This is a genomic window from Ruegeria sp. AD9 (assembly GCF_056542305.1).
On record NZ_JBQFZP010000002.1, the window covers coordinates 36,051 to 55,095 of the forward strand.

The following is a 19,045-nucleotide window of genomic DNA, read 5'->3' on the forward strand; positions in this document are numbered from 1 at the left end:
AAACGGGCAAGGACCAGTGCAATGACGATGTGGGTTTTCGGTTATGGATCGCTGCTGTGGAATCCGGGCTTTCCGGTCGCACGCAGCGAACGCGCGACACTGCATGGCTATGCCCGGTCCTTCTGCATGAGCTCGATCCACCACCGGGGAACCGAAGAAGAACCGGGTCTGGTGCTGGCGCTGGACGAACAGGCAAACGCGATCTGCACCGGTCTGGCCCTTGCGGTTGAAACCGGTCACGAAGACCGCACCCTGCACGAACTGCGCGAGCGCGAGCTGATCTCGTCGGCCTATGTCGAACGTATGCTGGATGTGCATCTGGAAAATGGCGACATTGTCAACGCCGTGACCTATGTGATCGATGCCGACCATGTGCAGTATTGCGGCGGGATGCCGTTGGAGGATCAGGCCCGGATCATCGCCCATGCGGTTGGCGGGCGCGGCCCGAATGACGAATACCTGTACAATACCGCCGAACATCTGGCCGAGATCGGCCTGCGCGACGCCGATCTTGAGTGGTTGGCGCAACGGGTGCGCAGTATTACCGCATAAACTCTTGGCGTCACCAGTGGAATTTCGCTAGTTTCGACGCAGAGCAGGCAAATACCGGGAACCACGCGCATGGCGCAGGCACATCAGGGCGCGAGACCCCATTTCTCGCATCCAACACGGCAGATTCTGTTGATGTTGATGGCGATCGGCCTGTCCGGGCTGGGTGTGTTTCTGGCGCTGCCCTATGTGTTGCCGGTGTTCTTCGCCAACCCGTACCTGAACGGCTTCATCCTGATGGTTTTTCTGATCGGCGTTCTTGCCTGTTTCTATCAGGTGACGCAACTGATCGGATCTGTACGCTGGATCGAGGCCTTCGTCGGCGGTGTTGTTCGCGAAGACGCCCGCACGCCGCAATTGCTGGCTCCTTTGGCCTCATTGCTGCGCGAACGGGGCGCGAGGTCGCAGATCAGCTCCACTTCAACCCGCTCGATTCTGGATTCCGTAGCCGAACGGGTCGAGGAAGAGCGGGAGATCACTCGCTATATCACCAACGTGCTGATCTATCTGGGTCTTTTGGGCACATTCTTCGGTTTGGCGACAACCGTACCTGCCATCGTCGATACGATCCGCAGCCTTAATCCGCAAGAGGGCGAAGAAGGGCTGGCCGTGTTCAACCGCCTGATGACCGGGCTCGAAGCGCAGTTGCAGGGAATGGGCGTTGCGTTCGGATCGTCTCTGCTGGGTCTGGCCGGGTCGCTGATCGTCGGTCTGCTCGAAGTTTTCGCAGGGCACGGGCAGAACCGCTTCTATCGCGAGCTTGAAGAATGGCTGTCTTCGATCACCCGTGTCGGTTTCGCGGGTGGAGAAGAAGGCGGTGCCGAAATTGCCGTGCTCACGCCGGTGCTGGACGCTATGTCCGAACAGATGGATGCGTTGCAGGATCTGTTTTCAGCGCAGGAAAGCGAGCGCGCCGAGGTTTCCGCCAAGCTGGGTTTGCTGGTCGATGTGATCGGTGAAATGAACAACCGTCAGGCCAATACCGAAGGAGTCACCTCGGCTTTGGAACGCGTGGCGCTGGGTCAGGAAGCCCTGCTGGATCACATGCGCGATCACGGCGCGGGTGAAGGCATCGACGCCGAAAGCCGGATGCGCCTGCGCTCGATGGATGTGCAGCTGCTGCGTATCCTCGAAGAGATTTCGGCGGGCCGTCAGGAAAGCATGAACGAGTTCCGAAAGGATATAGAACTGCTGGTCAAGGCGCTGACCCTGCCGCGCGGTGCGGTGCGTACCACGCCGGAAGGAGAATAACCCATGGCGCTGTCCCGCCGCACCGGTCAACGGTTCCAGGGCTCGGTCTGGCCCGGTTTCGTCGACGCGATGACGGGGCTGTTGATGGTGCTGACCTTTGTGCTGACCATCTTCATGGTGATCCAGTTTGTGCTGCGCGAAACCATCTCGGGTCAGGAAGACGAACTGACCACATTGGCCGACGAAATCGCGGCGCTGGCGGGTGCGCTGGGGCTGGAAGAACGCGAAAACAGCCGCTTGCAGGCGCGGCTTGGGGCGTTGAACACCACCCTGTCGCAGGCTGAAGACGATCTGGCGCAGGCCCAGTCACTGATCGCGTCACTGACCACCGATCGCGACCGTCAGGCTGCCGCATTGGATCAGGCACAGACCCGGATCACCAACTTCGAAGCGCAAGTTGCCGCCCTGCTGGCCGAACAGGAACGGGCACTGGGCGATATTGCAGCGCTTGAAACGCAGCGCGCGCAACTGTTGACCGAGCAAGAGGCGCTGAACCTGGCGCTTGCCCAAAGCCGCGAGGAAATCGACGCGCAGACCGAAGCCGCCCGTTTGGCCGCTGCCCGTCGTGAAGCACTGGAAGCGCTGGTGGCGGATCTGGAGCAAGGCAGCGCCGACCGGGACGCCCAGATCACCTCCCTTGAACAGCAGCTCAGCGATGAAGAGGCCGCCCGTCTGGCCGAAGCTGCCGCCGCCGAGGCATTGCGTAACCGCCTTCAGGATGCCGATGCCGAGCTGACGGCCATGACACTTGCGCTGGAAGCGCAACGCAAAGAGGCCGAAGACACACTCACCCTGCTGGCGGCAGCACAGGCGGCGCGTGCCGCGTTGGAGCGTCAGTTTGGTGACGTGAACCCGGATGAACTGCGGGCCCAGCTTGAAGCCGCTTTGCAGGCGCAGACGCAAGCGCAGGCGGATGCTGATGCACAACGTTCTCTGGCCGAGCAGCGGCAGGCCTTGTTGGACCTCGCCAATGCGACGCTTTCGGAAGAAAAAGAAATCTCTGTCGAAGCGCAGCGAGAAGCCGCACTGCTGAACCAGCAGATCGCCGCCTTGCGCGGGCAACTGGGCTCCTTGCAGTCGCTGCTAGACGATTTCGAAGAACGCAACGCCGCCGCCGAGGTGCAGATTCAGACATTAGGGCAGGACCTGAACGCAGCGCTGGCCCGTGCCGCATCCGAAGAACGCAGGCGACGTCTACTGGAAGAAGCGGAACGCCTGCGTCTTGAGGCCGAGGCCGAGGCACTGGCCGGGCAGAATCAGGAATTGGCGGCACAGGCCGAGGATCTGCAACGCTATCGCTCGGAATTTTTTGGTCGTTTGCGGGATGTCCTTGGCGGTCAGGAAGGGGTGCGCATCGAAGGCGACCGGTTCGTGTTCTCGTCCGAGGTTCTGTTCCCGACCGGGTCCGCCGTGCTGTCCGAAGAAGGGCAGCAGGAGGTCGCCAAGGTGGCCAGCATCCTGCGCAGTGTCGCTGCTGAAATCCCGCCCGGTCTGAACTGGGTGATCCGGGTCGACGGCCACACCGACAACGTTCCTCTGGCGGGGTCGGGCCGGTATCGCGACAACTGGGAGCTCAGCCAGGGTCGCGCGTTGTCGGTTGTGCGCTATATGGTTGACGCGCTGGGCATTCCGCCCAACCGCCTTGCAGCCAACGGGTTTGGCGAATTCCAGCCCGTCAACCCCGCTGATACGCCGGAGGCACACGCGCAAAACCGCCGGATCGAGTTGAAGCTGACCGAAAGGTAAAGCCTCTGGCCCTCAGCAGCCACGAAAACAAGCCGCCGCCCCGCAACCGGTTATTGGCGATACCGGCCACAGTGACCAGAGCCGTTGGAGAATCAAGGCGGCGCATGTCAGACAGGCGTTTCACACGCAGTATAACCGAGACGCTAACGCGACTCCGGTCGAGTGGATGAGTCCTTGTCTGTGTTGGGCGAAACGAAGAAAACCCGCCTTGGTAGGCGGGTTTTCTGTTTGATGCGGTGGGCGATCAGTCTGCCGTCAGAAGCGGAGGCTTGTCACCCGAAATGCGCGGTTGATCCGGGCCAAGGATATCAAGATCCAGATCACCCTTCTTGACCGAGACACGGACCACACCGCCTTTTGCCAGCTTGCCAAACAGCAACTCTTCGGCCAGCGGTTTCTTGATGTATTCCTGAATGACACGGCCCAGCGGGCGCGCACCCATCTTGTCGTCATACCCTTTATCCGCCAGCCATTCGGCGGCTTTGGGTGTCAGATCAATGGTCACACCACGATCCAGCAGTTGGGCTTCCAGTTGCAGGACGAATTTCTCGACCACCTGCAAAATGACCTCTTTCGGCAGCGGCGCGAACGAGATCACGGCATCCAGACGGTTGCGGAATTCCGGCGTGAACATGCGTTCAATCGCGGCAGTGTCTTCGCCCTCTCGACGGTCACGACCGAACCCGATCGCGGCCTTGGCCTGCTCTTGCGCCCCCGCGTTCGAGGTCATGATCAGCACCACGTTGCGGAAGTTCACTGTACGACCGTTATGGTCAGTCAGCTCGCCATGGTCCATCACCTGCAACAGGATGTTGAACACGTCCGGGTGCGCCTTTTCAATCTCGTCCAGCAGCAACACACAATGCGGATGCTGGTCGACACCGTCGGTCAGCAGACCCCCCTGATCGAACCCGACATAGCCCGGAGGTGCGCCGATCAGACGGCTGACCGCGTGTTTCTCCATGTATTCCGACATGTCGAAACGCAGCAGTTCAACGCCCAGCGTATCCGCCAGCTGTTTCGCCACCTCGGTCTTGCCCACACCGGTCGGACCGGCAAACAGATAGTTGCCGATGGGCTTTTCAGGCTCCCGCAGGCCGGCGCGCGCCAGTTTGATTGCGCTGGCCAGCGCCTCGATCGCCAGATTCTGCCCAAAGACCACCCGTTTCAGCGAGGCTTCGAGATCTTTCAGCACCTCGGCATCGTCCTTGGTGACGTTCTTGGGCGGGATGCGGGCGATCTTGGCAACCACGGCCTCAATCTCTTTGACCCCGATGGTCTTGCGCCGTTTGCTTTCCGCCACCAGATGCTGCGCCGCGCCAGCCTCATCAATCACGTCGATGGCCTTGTCGGGCAGCTTGCGGTCGTTGATGTAACGTGCCGACAGCTCGACTGCGGTTCTGATCGCATCAGCGGTGTATTTGATGTCGTGATGTTTCTCGAAATAGGGTTTCAGACCGCGCAGGATCTTGACGCTGTCTTCAACCGAAGGTTCGTTCACATCGATCTTCTGGAACCGGCGCGACAGAGCGCGGTCCTTCTCGAAATGCTGTCGGAACTCTTTGTAGGTGGTCGAGCCCATGGTGCGCAGCTTGCCGCCCTGCAACGCAGGCTTCAGCAGGTTCGAGGCATCCATCGCCCCGCCCGAGGTTGCACCGGCACCGATCACGGTATGGATTTCGTCGATGAACAGCACCGCGTCGGGGTGCTCTTCCAGCTCGGTTACAACCGCCTTCAGGCGCTCTTCGAAATCGCCGCGATAACGGGTCCCAGCCAGCAGTGCGCCCATATCCAGCGAATAGATGGTAGTGTGTGCCAAGACATCTGGGGCTTCTCCGGCGACGATCTTGTGCGCCAGACCTTCGGCAATGGCGGTTTTGCCTACGCCCGGATCGCCCACCAGCAGCGGGTTGTTCTTGCGGCGGCGGCACAGCACCTGGATACAGCGTTCCACCTCATCCGCGCGCCCGATCAGCGGATCGACATCACCCGCGCGCGATTTCGCGTTCAGGTCAATGCAGTATTTCCCAAGCGCACTTTCTTTTTGTTCCGTGTCGCCGGATCCTGTCTGAGCTTCTTCTTCTACCTGATCCGCACCGGACACCGACCGGCTTTCACCATAAGCGGGGTCTTTGGCCACGCCATGGGCGATGAAATTGACCGCGTCGTACCGGGTCATGTCCTGTTCCTGAAGGAAATAGGCGGCATTGCTTTCGCGCTCGGCAAATATGGCGACCAGTACATTGGCACCGGTCACTTCGGTCCTGCCCGAGCTTTGCACATGGATTGCGGCGCGCTGAATGACGCGCTGGAACGCTGCCGTCGGTACGGCTTCGGACCCGTCGATATCCGTGACCAGATTTGAAAGATCTTCGTCTATGAACTCAACCAGAGTGCTGCGCAACTCGTCCAGATCGACGCTGCACGCTTTCATGACGCGCACCGCATCGGGTTCTTCCAGAAGCGCCAGCAGCAAATGCTCCAGCGTTGCAAATTCGTGTCGCCGTTCATTCGCAGCCGCAAGGGCCGCGTGGATGGCTTGTTCCAGTGTGCTCGAGAATGAAGGCACGCGGGTGCTCCTCTGTCTTGGGTCAGAAGGGGGCGGGCTTTCGGCCGGAACCCCATCCCAACCATGTCCTCATACTATTAGAGTTTGGTTGATCGTGGCCCGGCTTCAAGGGTTTTCTTTCACTTGACAGTCACATTTGTTGTGACCGTGGCCGTGAAGAGGGGCAAATAAGCATCAGAACCTGTCTTTTCTACCCCGGATTTCGGCGAAAACCGCCGCAGGATCGGCGTTTGCCATACCAAGATGGGCCTGAATCGCCGGATCAGTGGCCCTCAGGAACGGGTTGGTGGCTTTTTCAAGCGCCAAAATCGACGGAACAGTGGCTTCGCCAGCGGCGCGGGCGCGGTCGATATCGGCAATTCGCTGTTTCAACGCAGCGTTCTCGGGATCGACGGTAATGGCGAATTTTGCGTTGGATTGTGTATATTCATGCCCCGAACAGACCAGAGTGTCGTCCGGCAAAGCGGCCAGCTTGCTCAGCGACGCCCACATCTGCGCCGGGCTGCCTTCGAACAGACGTCCACATCCGAGGGCCATCAGGCTGTCAGCGGTAAAGACGACCGCGCTTTGCGGAAGATAAAACGCGATATGACCAACCGTGTGCCCCGAAACGTCCATCACCTCGACTGGTTCGCCACCGACCTCAAAGCTGTCGCCTTCGGCAACCTGCTGGTCCAGCGGGGGCAGGCGGTGCGCGTCGGCGGCCGCACCGATGACCATTGTAGGGTGTTTGGCCAGAATTTCGGCTAGCCCTTCAACGTGATCCCAGTGATGATGGGTCAGCAGCACATGTGACAACGCCCATCCCCGATCTTCCAGCGCCGCAAGAATCGGCGTGGCTTCTGGGGCATCGATCAGCGCAGTCTGGCCATTGCCGCTGTCATGGGCCAGAAAGGCGTAATTGTCGCTGAGGCACGGGATTGTAACGATTTCAAGAGGCATGGCCTTTTGCCCTTTCATTGCTAGACTGCGCCCAGCTAAGCCGATTGACCGGATGTCCGCAATGCATCTTGATGTGCAGGATCTGAGGAACTTCTACTACCGCAGCACCCTTGGGCGCGCGGCACAGGCGGCTATTCGCGGGCGGCTGACCGAGCTCTGGCCCGAAGCCAAAGGTCAGACAGTTGCCGGTTTTGGCTTTGCCGTGCCGCTGTTGCGCCCTTATCTGGCCGATGCGCGCCGGGTCATCGGGCTGATGCCCGGCCCGCAAGGTGTGATGCCCTGGCCCGCGGGGATGCCCAATGTCTCGGTCCTGACGGAAGAGACCCGGTGGCCCATTGAAACCGGTCACGTGGACAAGCTTGTGGTGATGCACGGGCTGGAGACGTCCGAGCGGCCAAACCAGCTGCTCGAGGAATGCTGGCGCGTTCTGGGCCCCGGTGGCAGGGCCGTGTTCATTGTTCCGAACCGGGCGGGTCTGTGGTCACGTACGGACAAAACGCCATTTGGCTTTGGCCGTCCCTATTCCGCCACTCAGCTGGAAAATCAGCTCAGGTCGCACTACTTCCTGCCCGAGGCGCATTGCTCGGCTCTTTACATGCCGCCGTCCTTCCGGCGGTTCTGGTTGAAGTCGGGCAGTCTGATCGAAAAAACTGGCCAGCGCATTCCAACTGTCATGGCGGGCGGGGTGTTGATGGTCGAGGTCACAAAGAACATTCATCCGCCCCGGGGCAATGTCACCAAAGATGCCATCAGGAAGCCTATCAAGGCGCTTGATGGTCTGCTAAAGCCTGCGTGACAACCGTGTGCATCCCAAAGTGACAAATTCGCGGGAAAAAAGTCACAGGAATCGCAAAAACCTGCATATTCGTAACATTTTTCAACTGCCGCGACCGGTCCAAACGGTCGCACTTGGTGTAAGTGTATGAAAATTAACATTTTGTGGATAAATCTGTTACCGCTATAGCGTATTGCTTGGTTGGTTCACCTCTGCTACATCCCCGGTGATTTTGATCCCCGACCGTCTGGCCGGGGTTTCCTCACGCCCCAAGGTAGCGGCCGCTACCCAAAATCGGGGCCTCAAATATCGGAAGGGTGGACGTGTCCGAACCAGCTTCGATTTCCACAGGCATCGCCGAGCGCTATGCCACCGCGATCTTCGAGATCGCAAAAGAGAATAATGACCTTGCGGGTCTGGAATCCGGCATCAATGATCTGGCAGCAGCACTGGGCGACAGTGCCGACCTGCGCGACCTAATCGCATCGCCGCTGGTTTCGCGTACTCAGCAGGAAGCTGCGATCACCGCAATTGCTGACAAGATGGGCCTGAACGCCATCCTGCGCAATACGCTGGGTCTGATGGCGCAGAAACGCCGCCTGTTTGTTGTGCCGCAACTGGTGCAGGTGCTGCGTGACATGCTGGCTGATGAGCGTGGCGAAGTGACCGCCGATGTCGCCTCGGCCAAGGCGCTGACCAAGACACAACTGGAAAAACTGTCCAAGACGCTGTCCGAGCGTGTGGGCAAGACCGTAACTATCAATGCGACCGTTGATGAAAGCCTCATCGGCGGTCTTGTCGTCAAAGTGGGCTCGAAAATGATCGACAGTTCGATCCGTTCGAAGCTGAACTCCCTACAGAATGCAATGAAAGAGGTCGGATAAATGGGAATCCAAGCTGCAGAGATTTCTGCAATCCTGAAGGACCAGATCAAGAATTTTGGTCAGGAAGCCGAAGTGGCCGAGATCGGTCGCGTGTTGAGCGTCGGTGACGGGATTGCCCGTGTATATGGCCTGGACAACGTTCAAGCCGGTGAGATGGTCGAATTCCCCGGCGGCATCATGGGGATGGCGCTGAACTTGGAAAGCGACAACGTCGGTGTCGTTATCTTCGGTTCTGACCGTGACATCAAAGAAGGTGACACCGTCAAGCGCACCAACTCGATCGTGGACGTTCCAATCGGTGACGAGCTGCTGGGCCGTGTTGTTGACGGTCTGGGCAACCCGCTGGACGGCAAAGGTCCGATCAATGCCACCAAGCGCGGCGTTGCAGACGTCAAAGCACCCGGTATCATTCCGCGTAAATCGGTGCACGAACCGATGGCAACCGGCCTGAAATCGGTTGACGCGATGATCCCGATTGGCCGTGGCCAGCGCGAGCTGATCATTGGTGACCGCCAGACCGGTAAAACCGCCGTGGCTCTGGACACCATCCTGAACCAGAAAGTCTATAACGAAGCAGCGGGCGACGACGAGTCGAAGAAACTGTACTGCGTTTACGTTGCGATCGGTCAGAAGCGTTCGACCGTTGCCCAGCTGGTGAAGAAACTGGAAGAATCCGGTGCGATTGAATATTCGATCGTTGTCGCCGCAACCGCGTCCGACCCGGCACCGATGCAGTTCCTGGCACCCTATGCCGCAACCGCGATGGCAGAATATTTCCGTGACAATGGCCGTCACGCGCTGATCATCTATGATGACCTGTCGAAACAGGCCGTGTCCTATCGTCAGATGTCGCTGTTGCTGCGTCGCCCGCCGGGCCGCGAAGCCTATCCGGGTGACGTTTTCTACCTCCACTCCCGCCTGCTGGAACGTTCGGCAAAGCTGAACGAAGACTTCGGTGCTGGTTCGCTGACGGCTCTGCCGGTTATCGAGACACAGGGTGGTGACGTTTCGGCCTTTATTCCGACCAACGTGATCTCGATCACCGACGGTCAGATCTTCCTGGAAACCGAACTGTTCTATCAGGGCATCCGTCCTGCTGTGAACACCGGTCTGTCGGTTTCGCGTGTGGGCTCGTCGGCTCAGACCGACGCGATGAAATCGGTTGCCGGTCCGGTCAAGCTGGAACTGGCTCAGTATCGCGAAATGGCGGCCTTTGCGCAGTTTGGTTCCGACCTCGACGCCGCAACCCAGCAGCTTCTGAACCGTGGTGCGCGCCTGACCGAGCTGATGAAGCAGCCGCAGTACTCGCCGCTGACCAACGCGGAAATCGTCTGCGTCATCTTCGCTGGCACCAACGGCTATCTCGACAAGATCGATGTATCTGACGTTGGCCGCTACGAGGCCGGTCTGCTGGCGCATCTGCGCGGCAAGCACGCTGACCTGCTGAAGTGGATCACCGACGAAGATCCAAAGATCAAAGGTGAAGCGTCCGACAAACTCAAAGCAGCGATCGACGAATACGCCGCGACCTTCGCTTGATAGGAGGTTCCGATGCCTAGTCTGAAGGACCTTAAAAACAGGATCGAGTCGGTCAAATCGACCCGCAAGATCACCAAGGCCATGCAGATGGTCGCGGCCGCAAAACTGCGCCGCGCCCAGGAATCTGCCGAAGCCTCGCGCCCTTATGCCGAGCGGTTCAATGCCGTGATGGCGGGGCTGGCGGCGTCGGTTGGGGGCAGCGACAGCGCCCCCAAGCTGCTCCGTGGTACGGGCAGTGATGATGTCCATCTGCTGGTTGTGCTGACAGCTGAACGCGGCCTGTGTGGCGGCTTCAACTCGAACATCGCCAAGCTGGCCCGCCAGAAGGCGGAAGAGCTGCGCGGCAAGGGCAAGACGGTCAAGATCCTGACCGTCGGCAAGAAAGGCCGTGACGCGCTCAAGCGTGATTTTGGCGATCTGTTCGTTGGGCATGTGGACCTGAGCGAGGTCAAGCGTCTGGGTTATTCCAACGCGCAGGACATCGCAAAGGACATCCTGTCCCGCTTCGACGGGGGCGAGTTCGACGTTGCCACGATCTTCTATTCGAAGTTCGTCAACGTTGTGACCCAGATCCCGACGGCACAGCAGGTCATCCCCGCCTCGTTCGAGGAATCGGAAGGTGACGACAGCGGTGCCATCTTCGACTACGAGCCCAGCGAAGAGGCCATTCTGGCCGACTTGCTGCCCAAGGGGGTTGCGACCGCGATCTTCTCGGCTCTGCTCGAAAACGGAGCGTCTGAACAGGGCGCGCGGATGTCCGCAATGGACAATGCGACGCGCAACGCGGGTGAGATGATCGACAAGCTGACGATCCAGTTCAACCGCTCGCGTCAGGCCGTGATCACCAACGAGCTGATTGAAATTATTTCCGGCGCCGAGGCGCTGTAGAGACAAACCGGAGACGAAACATGGCGAATGCAAAAGGCAAAGTCACACAGATCATCGGGGCCGTCGTCGACGTGCACTTCGAAGATCAGCTGCCTGAAATTCTGAACGCGCTGGAAACCACCAACAATGGCAAGCGCCTGGTGTTGGAAGTTGCTCAGCACCTGGGTGAAAACACTGTCCGCACCATCGCGATGGACGCGACCGAAGGTCTGGTCCGTGGCGAAGTGGTCACCGACACCGGTTCACCGATCTCGGTTCCGGTTGGCAATGCCACCCTGGGCCGCATCCTGAACGTCGTCGGCGAGCCGATCGACGAAAAAGGTCCGGTAGAGGCGACCGAAGTTCGCGCGATCCACCAGCCCGCACCGACCTTTGCCGAACAGTCGACCGAGTCGGAAGTTCTGGTCACCGGCATCAAGGTGGTTGACCTGCTGGCCCCTTACGCCAAAGGCGGTAAGATTGGCCTGTTTGGCGGCGCCGGCGTTGGTAAAACTGTTCTGATCATGGAACTGATCAACAACATCGCAAAAGTGCACTCGGGCTTCTCGGTGTTTGCGGGTGTTGGTGAACGGACCCGTGAAGGCAACGACCTGTACCACGAGATGATCGAATCGAACGTGATCAAGCCGGACAACCTGTCGGAAAGCCAGGTGGCCCTGGTTTACGGTCAGATGAACGAGCCTCCGGGTGCGCGTGCGCGTGTTGCTCTGACCGGTCTGACCCTGGCCGAGCAGTTCCGCGACCAGTCTGGTACCGACGTTCTGTTCTTCGTCGACAACATCTTCCGCTTCACGCAGGCGGGTTCCGAGGTGTCGGCTCTGCTGGGTCGTATCCCGTCCGCTGTGGGCTACCAGCCGACACTGGCCACCGACATGGGCGCCCTGCAGGAACGCATCACCTCGACAAAGGCCGGATCGATCACTTCGGTGCAGGCGATCTACGTGCCTGCGGACGACTTGACCGACCCCGCGCCGGCAACTTCGTTTGCGCACCTCGACGCGACCACCGTTCTCAACCGTGCGATCTCGGAAAAGGGTATCTACCCTGCGGTTGACCCGCTCGACTCGACCTCGCGCTTGCTCGACCCGGCCATCGTCGGGGAAGAGCACTACAAGGTTGCGACCGACGTTCAGCAAATTCTCCAGCGCTACAAGTCGCTGCAGGACATCATCGCCATTCTCGGCATGGACGAACTGTCGGAAGAGGACAAGCTGACCGTGGCCCGTGCCCGTAAGATCGAACGCTTCCTGTCACAGCCGTTCGACGTGGCCGAGGTCTTCACCGGCTCGCCGGGGGTTCAGGTTCCTCTGGATGTCACCATCTCGTCGTTCAAGGCCGTTGTGGCTGGCGAATACGATCACCTGCCCGAAGCAGCCTTCCTGATGGTTGGCGGCATCGACGAAGTGATCGCCAAAGCCGAAAAAATGGCAGCAGCAGCCGCCTAAGGAGTATCCCTGATGGCAAACACGATGCATTTCGACCTCGTCAGCCCCGAGCGGAGCTTAGCTTCGCTCGAGGTCACCGCGGTCCAGATTCCCGGCGCAGACGGGGACATGACGGCGATGCCCGATCACGCCCCCACCATCACAACGCTGCGCCCCGGTCTGCTGAAGGTTGAGGCACCCGAAGGGTCCAGCGAATACCTGGTCACCGGCGGGTTTGCCCAGATCAACGGCGACAGCCTGTCGGTTCTGGCCGAAAAGGCGGTTCCGGTTTCGGAAATCACCCGTTCGCATATGGACGAGCTGATTGCCGAGGCACGCGCCTCGCACGAAGCGGCAAAGGGCGGCGACGATATGTCGATCGTCGACGAAGCCGCCAAGCTGCTGGCCGACATGGAAGCGCTTGGGACGCATATGAGCCTGTAATTGGCTTAACAGTGAAAAATTGGAACGGCCTCGCGATTGCGGGGCCGTTTTTTTGTCGTGCTTTTGCCAAAAAGCAGGGATAAGTTGCGGAAATTCAAGTATAATGATGAAAACATGAAAAAATTTCTGACCCATCCCATTGGCATCGATCAAGGTGAAAGTGTTCTGTTTTCGGAATTTGCCGAAGGCGGGGACATGTGGACTGGCGAAGGCCCCCGCGAACGTCGGAAACCCATCCAATTCAAGGACACGTTTCTTAGCCCGCCCATGGTTCAGATCGGGATTTCCCTTTGGGATGTCGACACATCATCAGCCCTGCGCGCCGAGGTTCAGGCAGAAAATGTCACCACAGAAGGGTTTGAAGCGGTGTTTCGGACTTGGTCCGACACGCGGATTGCCCGCATCCGGATCAGCTGGACCGCGTTTGGAGAGGTGGCACACCCGGACGACTGGGACATTTCCTGATCCTGGGCTTGCAGGACAGGCGCGGAGCTCAGTCGTCCTGCGCTTCGATCATGTCGACCCGTGTGGCGTGGCGGCCGCCTTCAAATTCGGCACCCAGAAACGCATCCACAATATCCAGCGCCTGTCCTTCGCCGACAACACGCGCGCCAATCGACAGCATATTGGCATTGTTATGCTGGCGGATCATCCGGGCGGAAAACGCGTCCGAACAGACGCCGCAGCGAATGCCGGGCACCTTGTTTGCGGCCATCATGATGCCCTGACCCGTGCCGCAGAGGATTATCCCCAATCCGCAATCACCCGAGGCTACGGCCAGTGCCGCGGCCTTGCCGTGTTTGGGGTAATGGGTGCTTTCCGGGGTCGTCGGGCCGATATCGACCACGTCCCATCCTTGCTGCGCGATGTGGTTGGCCACGGCCTGACGCAGCTCGATTGCCGCGTGGTCGCTGGAAAGAACAATGCGTTTGTTGCCAGTCATGGAGATCGGTCCGCTTGTGTCGTTGATCGCGCGCATGAGGCAGACTTGTGCGCAATCGGTGGTTCAAAAAGAAAGGGACGACACATCCTGTCGCCCCGTCCAAACTCAATCCATCTGGTACATGGATTCGTAGATCGGTGTCAGCGTCTTGTCTTCGAACAGGGATGACACGCTGGTTCCGTTCCAGATGTTCAGGATCGCCTGCGTAAAGATAGGCGCGGTCGGAACAATGCGGATGTTCTTGGCGCCCAAAATCTCTTTGGTCGGTTGGATCGTATCGGTCAGCACCAGCGACTTCATCACCGAATTTGTCACCCGTTCCACCGCAGGGCCGCTCATGACGCCATGCGTGATGTAGGAATGAACCTCTTTCGCACCGTTATCCAGCAGCACCTGCGCCGCCTTGCACAGCGTTCCGGCGGTGTCGCACATGTCGTCCACGATCAGGCAGATCTTGTCCTTCACATCCCCGATCACGGTCATCTCGGCCACTTCGCCCGCTTTCTCGCGGCGCTTGTCCACGATCGACAGAGGGGCGTTGATCCGCTTGGCCAGTTCACGCGCGCGGGCCACGCCGCCCACGTCGGGTGAAACGACCATGATTTCATCCAGATTTCCCTTGAACTGATGCCTCACATCCAGCGCAAAGATGGGCGAGGCATAAAGGTTGTCCACGGGCATATCGAAAAAGCCCTGAATCTGGGCCGCGTGCAGGTCCATTGTCAGGATCCGTTCGATCCCGGCCCCGGTCAGCATGTTGGCCACCAGCTTGGCGCTGATGGGCGTGCGGGCCTTGGTGCGACGGTCCTGACGAGCGTACCCGAAATACGGGATCACGGCAGTGATCCGCTGCGCGGACGACCGGCGCAGGGCATCTGCGATGATCAGCAGTTCCATCAGGTTGTCATTGGCCGGGTTCGAGGTCGGCTGGATAATGAACATATCCTCGCCGCGCACATTCTCGAATACTTCGACGAAAATCTCACCGTCGTTGAACCGTTCGACACGCGCATCGACCAGACCCTGATCAACGCCTCGGTACAGGCTCATGCGGCGTGCGATGGCTTGGGCAAGCGGAAGGTTGGCGTTCCCAGCGATAAGCTTGGGTTCGTGAAGTGTCGGCATCGGCTGAGGTCCCCGGGCAGCAATGGCAATGTGACAGAATCGTGATGTTGACACCGCTTAGCATGGCCTTACCGTCCCGCAAAGGTAACGCAGCGGAGAAAGTGCACATGACCCAGATTGACTACTTTTTTGCGACACTCTCGCCCTATTCCTATCTGGCAGGGATGCGGCTGGAAGAAATCGCGGCAAAACACGGCGCCACGATCAACTATAAACCGCTGGACATTATCGCCCTGTTCGCGCGCACCGGGGGAACCCCTCCGAAAGACCGGCATATCTCTCGTATCGAATACCGCGCACAGGAGTTGCTGCGCCAATCCAAGAATCTGGGGATGGAGTTCAATCTGAAACCCGGGCACTGGCCGACCAACATGGCCCCGTCATCTTATGCGGTTATTGCCGCGATCAAGGACGGCTCGGGCGATGTGGGCAAGCTGTGTCATTCCTTCCTTCGCGCCTGCTGGGCCGAGGAAAAGGATATCGCACAGGACGATGTCATCCGCGAATGTCTGACGCAAGCCGGGTTTGATCCCGGTCTGGCAGACAGCGGCTTGCTGGTGGGGGCAGAAACCTACGCTGCCAACCTCGAGGAAGCCGTGGACCGGGGTGTCTTCGGCGCACCGTTCTACATCACGCCCGACGACCAGCGGTTCTGGGGTCAGGACAGGCTGGACGATCTGGATCGGCATCTGGCCGAGATGAACGGGTGACAGTCAGGGCCACGATGCAATCCGTTTTCGTCAGGCACTTGGGTGAGGGGGATCGGAAACTGCTCGCCCTCCATTGCACGATTGCGCATTCCGGTGCCTGGTCTGGTTTGGCCAGTGCGCTGAATGGCTGTGCGACATTTGTTGCCCCGGATATGCTGTCGCATGGGCGCAGCCCGGATTGGGACGGGCAGGTTGATTTCTTTGACGCAGTGACAAGACCGGCCTTGGCTGAATTGACGAAACCCACGGATGTGATCGGGCATTCCTTTGGGGCGATGATCGCACTCAGGTTGGCAATTGAACATCCCGAGCGCGTGCGCAGCCTGATCCTGATCGAACCCGTGTTCTTTGCAGTTGCGAAACAGGATGCGCCGCTGTTGTTCGAACAGCACGAACGGGACTCCGAGCCAGTCAGTGCGGCCTTCGCGTCTGGTGACAAGGTATTGGCCGCGCGCCTGTTCAACAGGGCGTGGAGCACGAAGATCAGCCCCAAATGGCCTGATTTGCCCGAGCGCATGCGGGCAAATATGGTGCGTGGAATCGATGCGGTTCCGGCTGTGCACCCTGTGCTCTATGACGATCAGGCAGGGTTGCTTGACCCGGATCGGCTCCGGCGCGCATCGATGCCGACCCTGTTGCTGAGCGGGTCAGAGACGCCGCCAGTGATCCACGCGATTTGCGCAGGGCTGCAACGGCGCCTGCCTGATGCGCGCCATGAACGCATAAACGGCGCAGGGCACATGCTGCCGATTTCACACCCTGGTGAAACCGGCGCTTTGCTGCGGGCGTTCTGGCAGACCAACGCCCCGTTAGGCGTCAAAGCAGATTGAGAAACTGATCGATCTCCGCCGCTCCGATGGACCAGTCGCAAACCAGCCTGCACGCGAGGTTTTCGTTGTTATCCTCGCCTTCCAGCTCTGCCCCCCAAAGGTGATAAACCGCGCCTGCCTTGTGCAGTTGCTTGTGCTTCGCGCGTGGGAATGAGGCAAAGATCATATTGGCCTGCGGTTCGTGCAGAAATGCGGCCCCCTTGGCGCGCAACCCCTCGGCCAAGCGGGCGCAGTTGTCATTGGCCTGACGCGCCATCTTCAGCCACAGGTCGTCTTCCAGATAGGCCGCCATCTGAGCGGACAGATAGCGGTGTTTGGAAAACAGATGCGCCCCGCGCTTGCGCCGCAGCTCAAACTCCCAGGCTTTGCTTTCATCAAAGAACACAACCGCCTCGACACCCATGAGACCGTTCTTGGTGCCACCAAAACTGACAGCATCTACACCTGCTTTCCATGTCATATCCGCAGGGGAACAGTTCAGCGCAACCAACGCGTTGGTAAAGCGTGCGCCGTCCAGATGCACGGGCAGGCCGTACGTCTTGGCGACCTCGCACAGGGCCTGCAACTCTGCCAGCGAATAGACCGATCCGCGCTCGGTCACTTGTGTGATCGACACGGGTCCGCGCTGCGGCCCATGCACACCGCGTGTTTCTTCGCCCAGAATTGACCCGCGCAAAGCCTCAGGGGTCATCTTGTCTCCGCCCGGTACCAGGGTCAGCTTGGCGCCGCTGTAAAACTCCGGTGCGTTGCATTCGTCCTCGTGGATATGCGCGACTGGGGAACAGAAGACTGTTTCCCAAGGCTTTGACAATGTTGCAAGGGCGAGCGAATTCGCTGCTGTCCCGGTCGCCACCAGATAGACCGCAGCACCCGGAGCCTCGAATATGCTGCGGATACGGTCGCGCACCTCGTTCATCAGCGTATCCGCGCCATAGGCCATCTGATAGCCCTGATTGACCTCGGCCAGCCTGGCCATGACCTGCGGATGAACCGGCCCGGAATTGTCAGACGCGAAATGCATCAGCTTGGCTCCTCGATTATGTAATCTTCCCATTCTTCCATGGGCGTTTCGAATTCAGATACCGTGCGCCCCTGAACCGAGACCCCGGCAGCGTGCACACTGTCCGCTGTACCAGATATCAACGGGTGCCAGTCGTAAAGCGGTTTGCCTTCCCACAGCAACCGATACGCGCAGGTTTGCGGCAACCAATAGGCATGTTCGTCGATATTGCCGGGGGTCATGACGATGCATTCGGGCACGAATTGATGCCGGATGTCGTATTGTACGCAGCGGCAGCTTTCATCATCCAGCAAGCGGCAGGCGACGCAGGTCAGGGCAACCTCGCCCGTGTCTTCATCTTCCAGCTTGTTCAGGCAGCATTTGCCGCAGCCATCACACAATGCCTCCCACTCGCGCTGGTTCATTTGGCGCAGGGGTTTGCGTTCCCAAAACCGGGCAGGCAGGCCCGCGCGTTCAATCGGATCAACACTCATAGGGCGGTCAATATACCGCGGGCCTGTTCGCAGTCGGCATCCATCTGCGTGATCAGACTCTCCAGCCCGTCGAATGTCATCTCGGGGCGCAGAAAGTCGATCAGACCCACCGACAGGGTCGCCCCGTACAGATCGCCCGAAAAGTCGAACAGGAAGGTTTCGATATTGGGCACCTGGCCGTTAAACATCGGGCGCACCCCGATCGAGGCCGCACCGTGATAGCTGCCCTTATGCGGCCCATCCAACACATCCACCAGTACGGCGTAGACACCGAATTTTGGCGGATGCAGCCCTTCGATGGACATGTTCGCGGTGGGAAAGCCCAGCTCGCGCCCGCGCTGTTCGCCCCCGATCACTTCGCCTTCGATCCGGTGCCAGTGTCCCAGCATCGCGGCTGCGTCCCGTGGGCGGCCGTCGCTCAGCGCGGTGCGAATGGCGGTTGAGGATACAACATTTTCCGACCGTTCCATCAAAGGCGCAATCGTCACACCGAACCCCATGTCCTGCCCGAACTTCACCAGATCCTGCGCCGTGCCACTGCGGCCCTTGCCAAAGCAGAAATCGGCACCCACCACGACATGCGACAGGCCCAGCCCGTCGCAGATCACGTTGCGCGCAAACTCCATTGGCGAAAGCCCGGCCAGCGCGGCGTTGAACGGCAGTTCATACAGCTTCTCTACGCCCAGCTTCTCCAGCCGGTGCGCTCGCGCATTGCCCCGCATCAGGCGGAACGGAGGCGCGTCAGGCGCAAAATACTCCCGCGGATGCGGCTCGAAGGTTAACACACCCAGCGGCGCGTCCGGCGCTGCATTACGGGCCAGTTCAATGACCGACTGATGCCCCAAATGAACGCCGTCGAAATTCCCGATTGCCACGCTGGCGCCGCGATCTTCTGGCTGGACGAACTGGATATCCCGGATGATGTGCATAGA

Annotated in this window: 19 protein-coding genes; 12 read left to right on the forward strand and 7 right to left on the reverse strand. The window is 59.6% G+C overall.

Going from position 1 to position 19,045, the window contains the following annotated elements; all coding sequences use genetic code 11:
* Positions 1-21: 21 nt before the first annotated feature.
* From ACR0AM_RS03175 to ACR0AM_RS03185, 3 genes are all read left to right on the forward strand, one after another.
* Complete coding sequence (locus tag ACR0AM_RS03175) at positions 22-552, forward strand: gamma-glutamylcyclotransferase (RefSeq protein WP_480557829.1); 531 nt, start codon at positions 22-24, stop codon at positions 550-552.
* A gap of 69 nt (positions 553-621) precedes the next feature.
* Positions 622-1,800, forward strand: a complete 1,179-nt coding sequence (locus ACR0AM_RS03180; protein ID WP_209504810.1) for a biopolymer transporter ExbB — start codon at positions 622-624, stop codon at positions 1,798-1,800.
* Positions 1,801-1,803: 3 nt separating this feature from the next.
* Positions 1,804-3,546 (forward strand): peptidoglycan -binding protein, encoded by a 1,743-nt coding sequence (locus tag ACR0AM_RS03185; RefSeq protein WP_480622103.1) that lies wholly within the window; start codon positions 1,804-1,806, stop codon positions 3,544-3,546.
* Positions 3,547-3,790: 244 nt separating this feature from the next.
* Here the strand turns inward: ACR0AM_RS03185 and clpA are convergent, their stop codons facing one another.
* On the reverse strand, positions 3,791-6,115 hold the full coding sequence (clpA, locus tag ACR0AM_RS03190; protein ID WP_480622104.1) for an ATP-dependent Clp protease ATP-binding subunit ClpA: 2,325 nt from the start codon (positions 6,113-6,115) through the stop codon (positions 3,791-3,793).
* Between the two features lie 174 nt (positions 6,116-6,289).
* Entirely contained in the window at positions 6,290-7,057 is a 768-nt protein-coding gene (gloB, locus tag ACR0AM_RS03195; RefSeq protein WP_480605199.1) for a hydroxyacylglutathione hydrolase, read from the reverse strand.
* A gap of 61 nt (positions 7,058-7,118) precedes the next feature.
* Here gloB and ACR0AM_RS03200 point away from each other — a divergent pair, with 61 nt between their 5' ends.
* The 7 genes from ACR0AM_RS03200 to ACR0AM_RS03230 all read left to right on the forward strand — a co-directional run bounded on the left by ACR0AM_RS03200 (position 7,119) and on the right by ACR0AM_RS03230 (position 13,476).
* Positions 7,119-7,853: a class I SAM-dependent methyltransferase gene (locus tag ACR0AM_RS03200; protein ID WP_480622105.1), complete on the forward strand. Its 735-nt coding sequence runs from the start codon at positions 7,119-7,121 to the stop codon at positions 7,851-7,853.
* A gap of 302 nt (positions 7,854-8,155) precedes the next feature.
* A complete protein-coding gene (locus ACR0AM_RS03205; RefSeq protein WP_480493594.1) occupies positions 8,156-8,716 on the forward strand; it encodes a F0F1 ATP synthase subunit delta in 561 nt (186 codons plus the stop codon).
* On the forward strand, positions 8,717-10,255 hold the full coding sequence (atpA, locus tag ACR0AM_RS03210) for a F0F1 ATP synthase subunit alpha (RefSeq protein WP_480475432.1): 1,539 nt from the start codon (positions 8,717-8,719) through the stop codon (positions 10,253-10,255).
* Between the two features lie 12 nt (positions 10,256-10,267).
* Positions 10,268-11,143 carry a F0F1 ATP synthase subunit gamma gene (locus ACR0AM_RS03215; protein ID WP_480482282.1) on the forward strand — a complete coding sequence of 292 codons (876 nt, stop codon included), beginning with the start codon at positions 10,268-10,270 and terminating at the stop codon, positions 11,141-11,143.
* A 20-nt stretch (positions 11,144-11,163) separates the two neighbouring features.
* A complete protein-coding gene (gene atpD / locus ACR0AM_RS03220) occupies positions 11,164-12,588 on the forward strand; it encodes a F0F1 ATP synthase subunit beta (protein ID WP_480475437.1) in 1,425 nt (474 codons plus the stop codon).
* 12 nt (positions 12,589-12,600) lie between these two features.
* Positions 12,601-13,011, forward strand: a complete 411-nt coding sequence (locus ACR0AM_RS03225) for a F0F1 ATP synthase subunit epsilon (RefSeq protein WP_209504801.1) — start codon at positions 12,601-12,603, stop codon at positions 13,009-13,011.
* A gap of 114 nt (positions 13,012-13,125) precedes the next feature.
* The gene (locus tag ACR0AM_RS03230) at positions 13,126-13,476 is read left to right on the forward strand and encodes an H-type lectin domain-containing protein (protein WP_480553912.1); all 351 of its coding nucleotides are present in this window, start codon (positions 13,126-13,128) and stop codon (positions 13,474-13,476) included.
* 28 nt (positions 13,477-13,504) lie between these two features.
* Here ACR0AM_RS03230 and rpiB read toward each other — a convergent pair whose 3' ends face one another.
* A complete protein-coding gene (gene rpiB / locus ACR0AM_RS03235; RefSeq protein ID WP_480487551.1) occupies positions 13,505-13,954 on the reverse strand; it encodes a ribose 5-phosphate isomerase B in 450 nt (149 codons plus the stop codon).
* Between the two features lie 105 nt (positions 13,955-14,059).
* Positions 14,060-15,079, reverse strand: coding sequence for a ribose-phosphate pyrophosphokinase (locus ACR0AM_RS03240; RefSeq protein WP_480475441.1), 1,020 nt, complete (start codon positions 15,077-15,079; stop codon positions 14,060-14,062).
* A 107-nt stretch (positions 15,080-15,186) separates the two neighbouring features.
* On the opposite strand from ACR0AM_RS03240, the gene ACR0AM_RS03245 reads away from it, so the two are divergent.
* Positions 15,187-15,789, forward strand: coding sequence for a DsbA family protein (locus tag ACR0AM_RS03245; protein ID WP_480622106.1), 603 nt, complete (start codon positions 15,187-15,189; stop codon positions 15,787-15,789).
* Positions 15,786-16,619 carry an alpha/beta fold hydrolase gene (locus ACR0AM_RS03250; RefSeq protein WP_480622107.1) on the forward strand — a complete coding sequence of 278 codons (834 nt, stop codon included), beginning with the start codon at positions 15,786-15,788 and terminating at the stop codon, positions 16,617-16,619. The genes ACR0AM_RS03245 and ACR0AM_RS03250 overlap by 4 nt, the downstream gene beginning before the upstream one ends.
* Here ACR0AM_RS03250 and ACR0AM_RS03255 read toward each other — a convergent pair.
* Genes ACR0AM_RS03255 through ACR0AM_RS03265 form a run of 3 tightly spaced genes read right to left on the reverse strand, consistent with a single transcriptional unit; the run spans position 16,606 to position 19,042 of the window.
* On the reverse strand, positions 16,606-17,640 hold the full coding sequence (locus tag ACR0AM_RS03255) for a threonine aldolase family protein (RefSeq protein ID WP_480605204.1): 1,035 nt from the start codon (positions 17,638-17,640) through the stop codon (positions 16,606-16,608). The genes ACR0AM_RS03250 and ACR0AM_RS03255 overlap by 14 nt on opposite strands.
* On the reverse strand, positions 17,640-18,113 hold the full coding sequence (locus tag ACR0AM_RS03260) for a YcgN family cysteine cluster protein (protein WP_480622108.1): 474 nt from the start codon (positions 18,111-18,113) through the stop codon (positions 17,640-17,642). Before ACR0AM_RS03260 ends, ACR0AM_RS03255 begins: the two co-directional genes overlap by 1 nt.
* Positions 18,110-19,042, reverse strand: a complete 933-nt coding sequence (locus ACR0AM_RS03265; RefSeq protein ID WP_480519267.1) for a bifunctional riboflavin kinase/FAD synthetase — start codon at positions 19,040-19,042, stop codon at positions 18,110-18,112. Before ACR0AM_RS03265 ends, ACR0AM_RS03260 begins: the two co-directional genes overlap by 4 nt.
* Positions 19,043-19,045 lie beyond the last annotated feature (3 nt).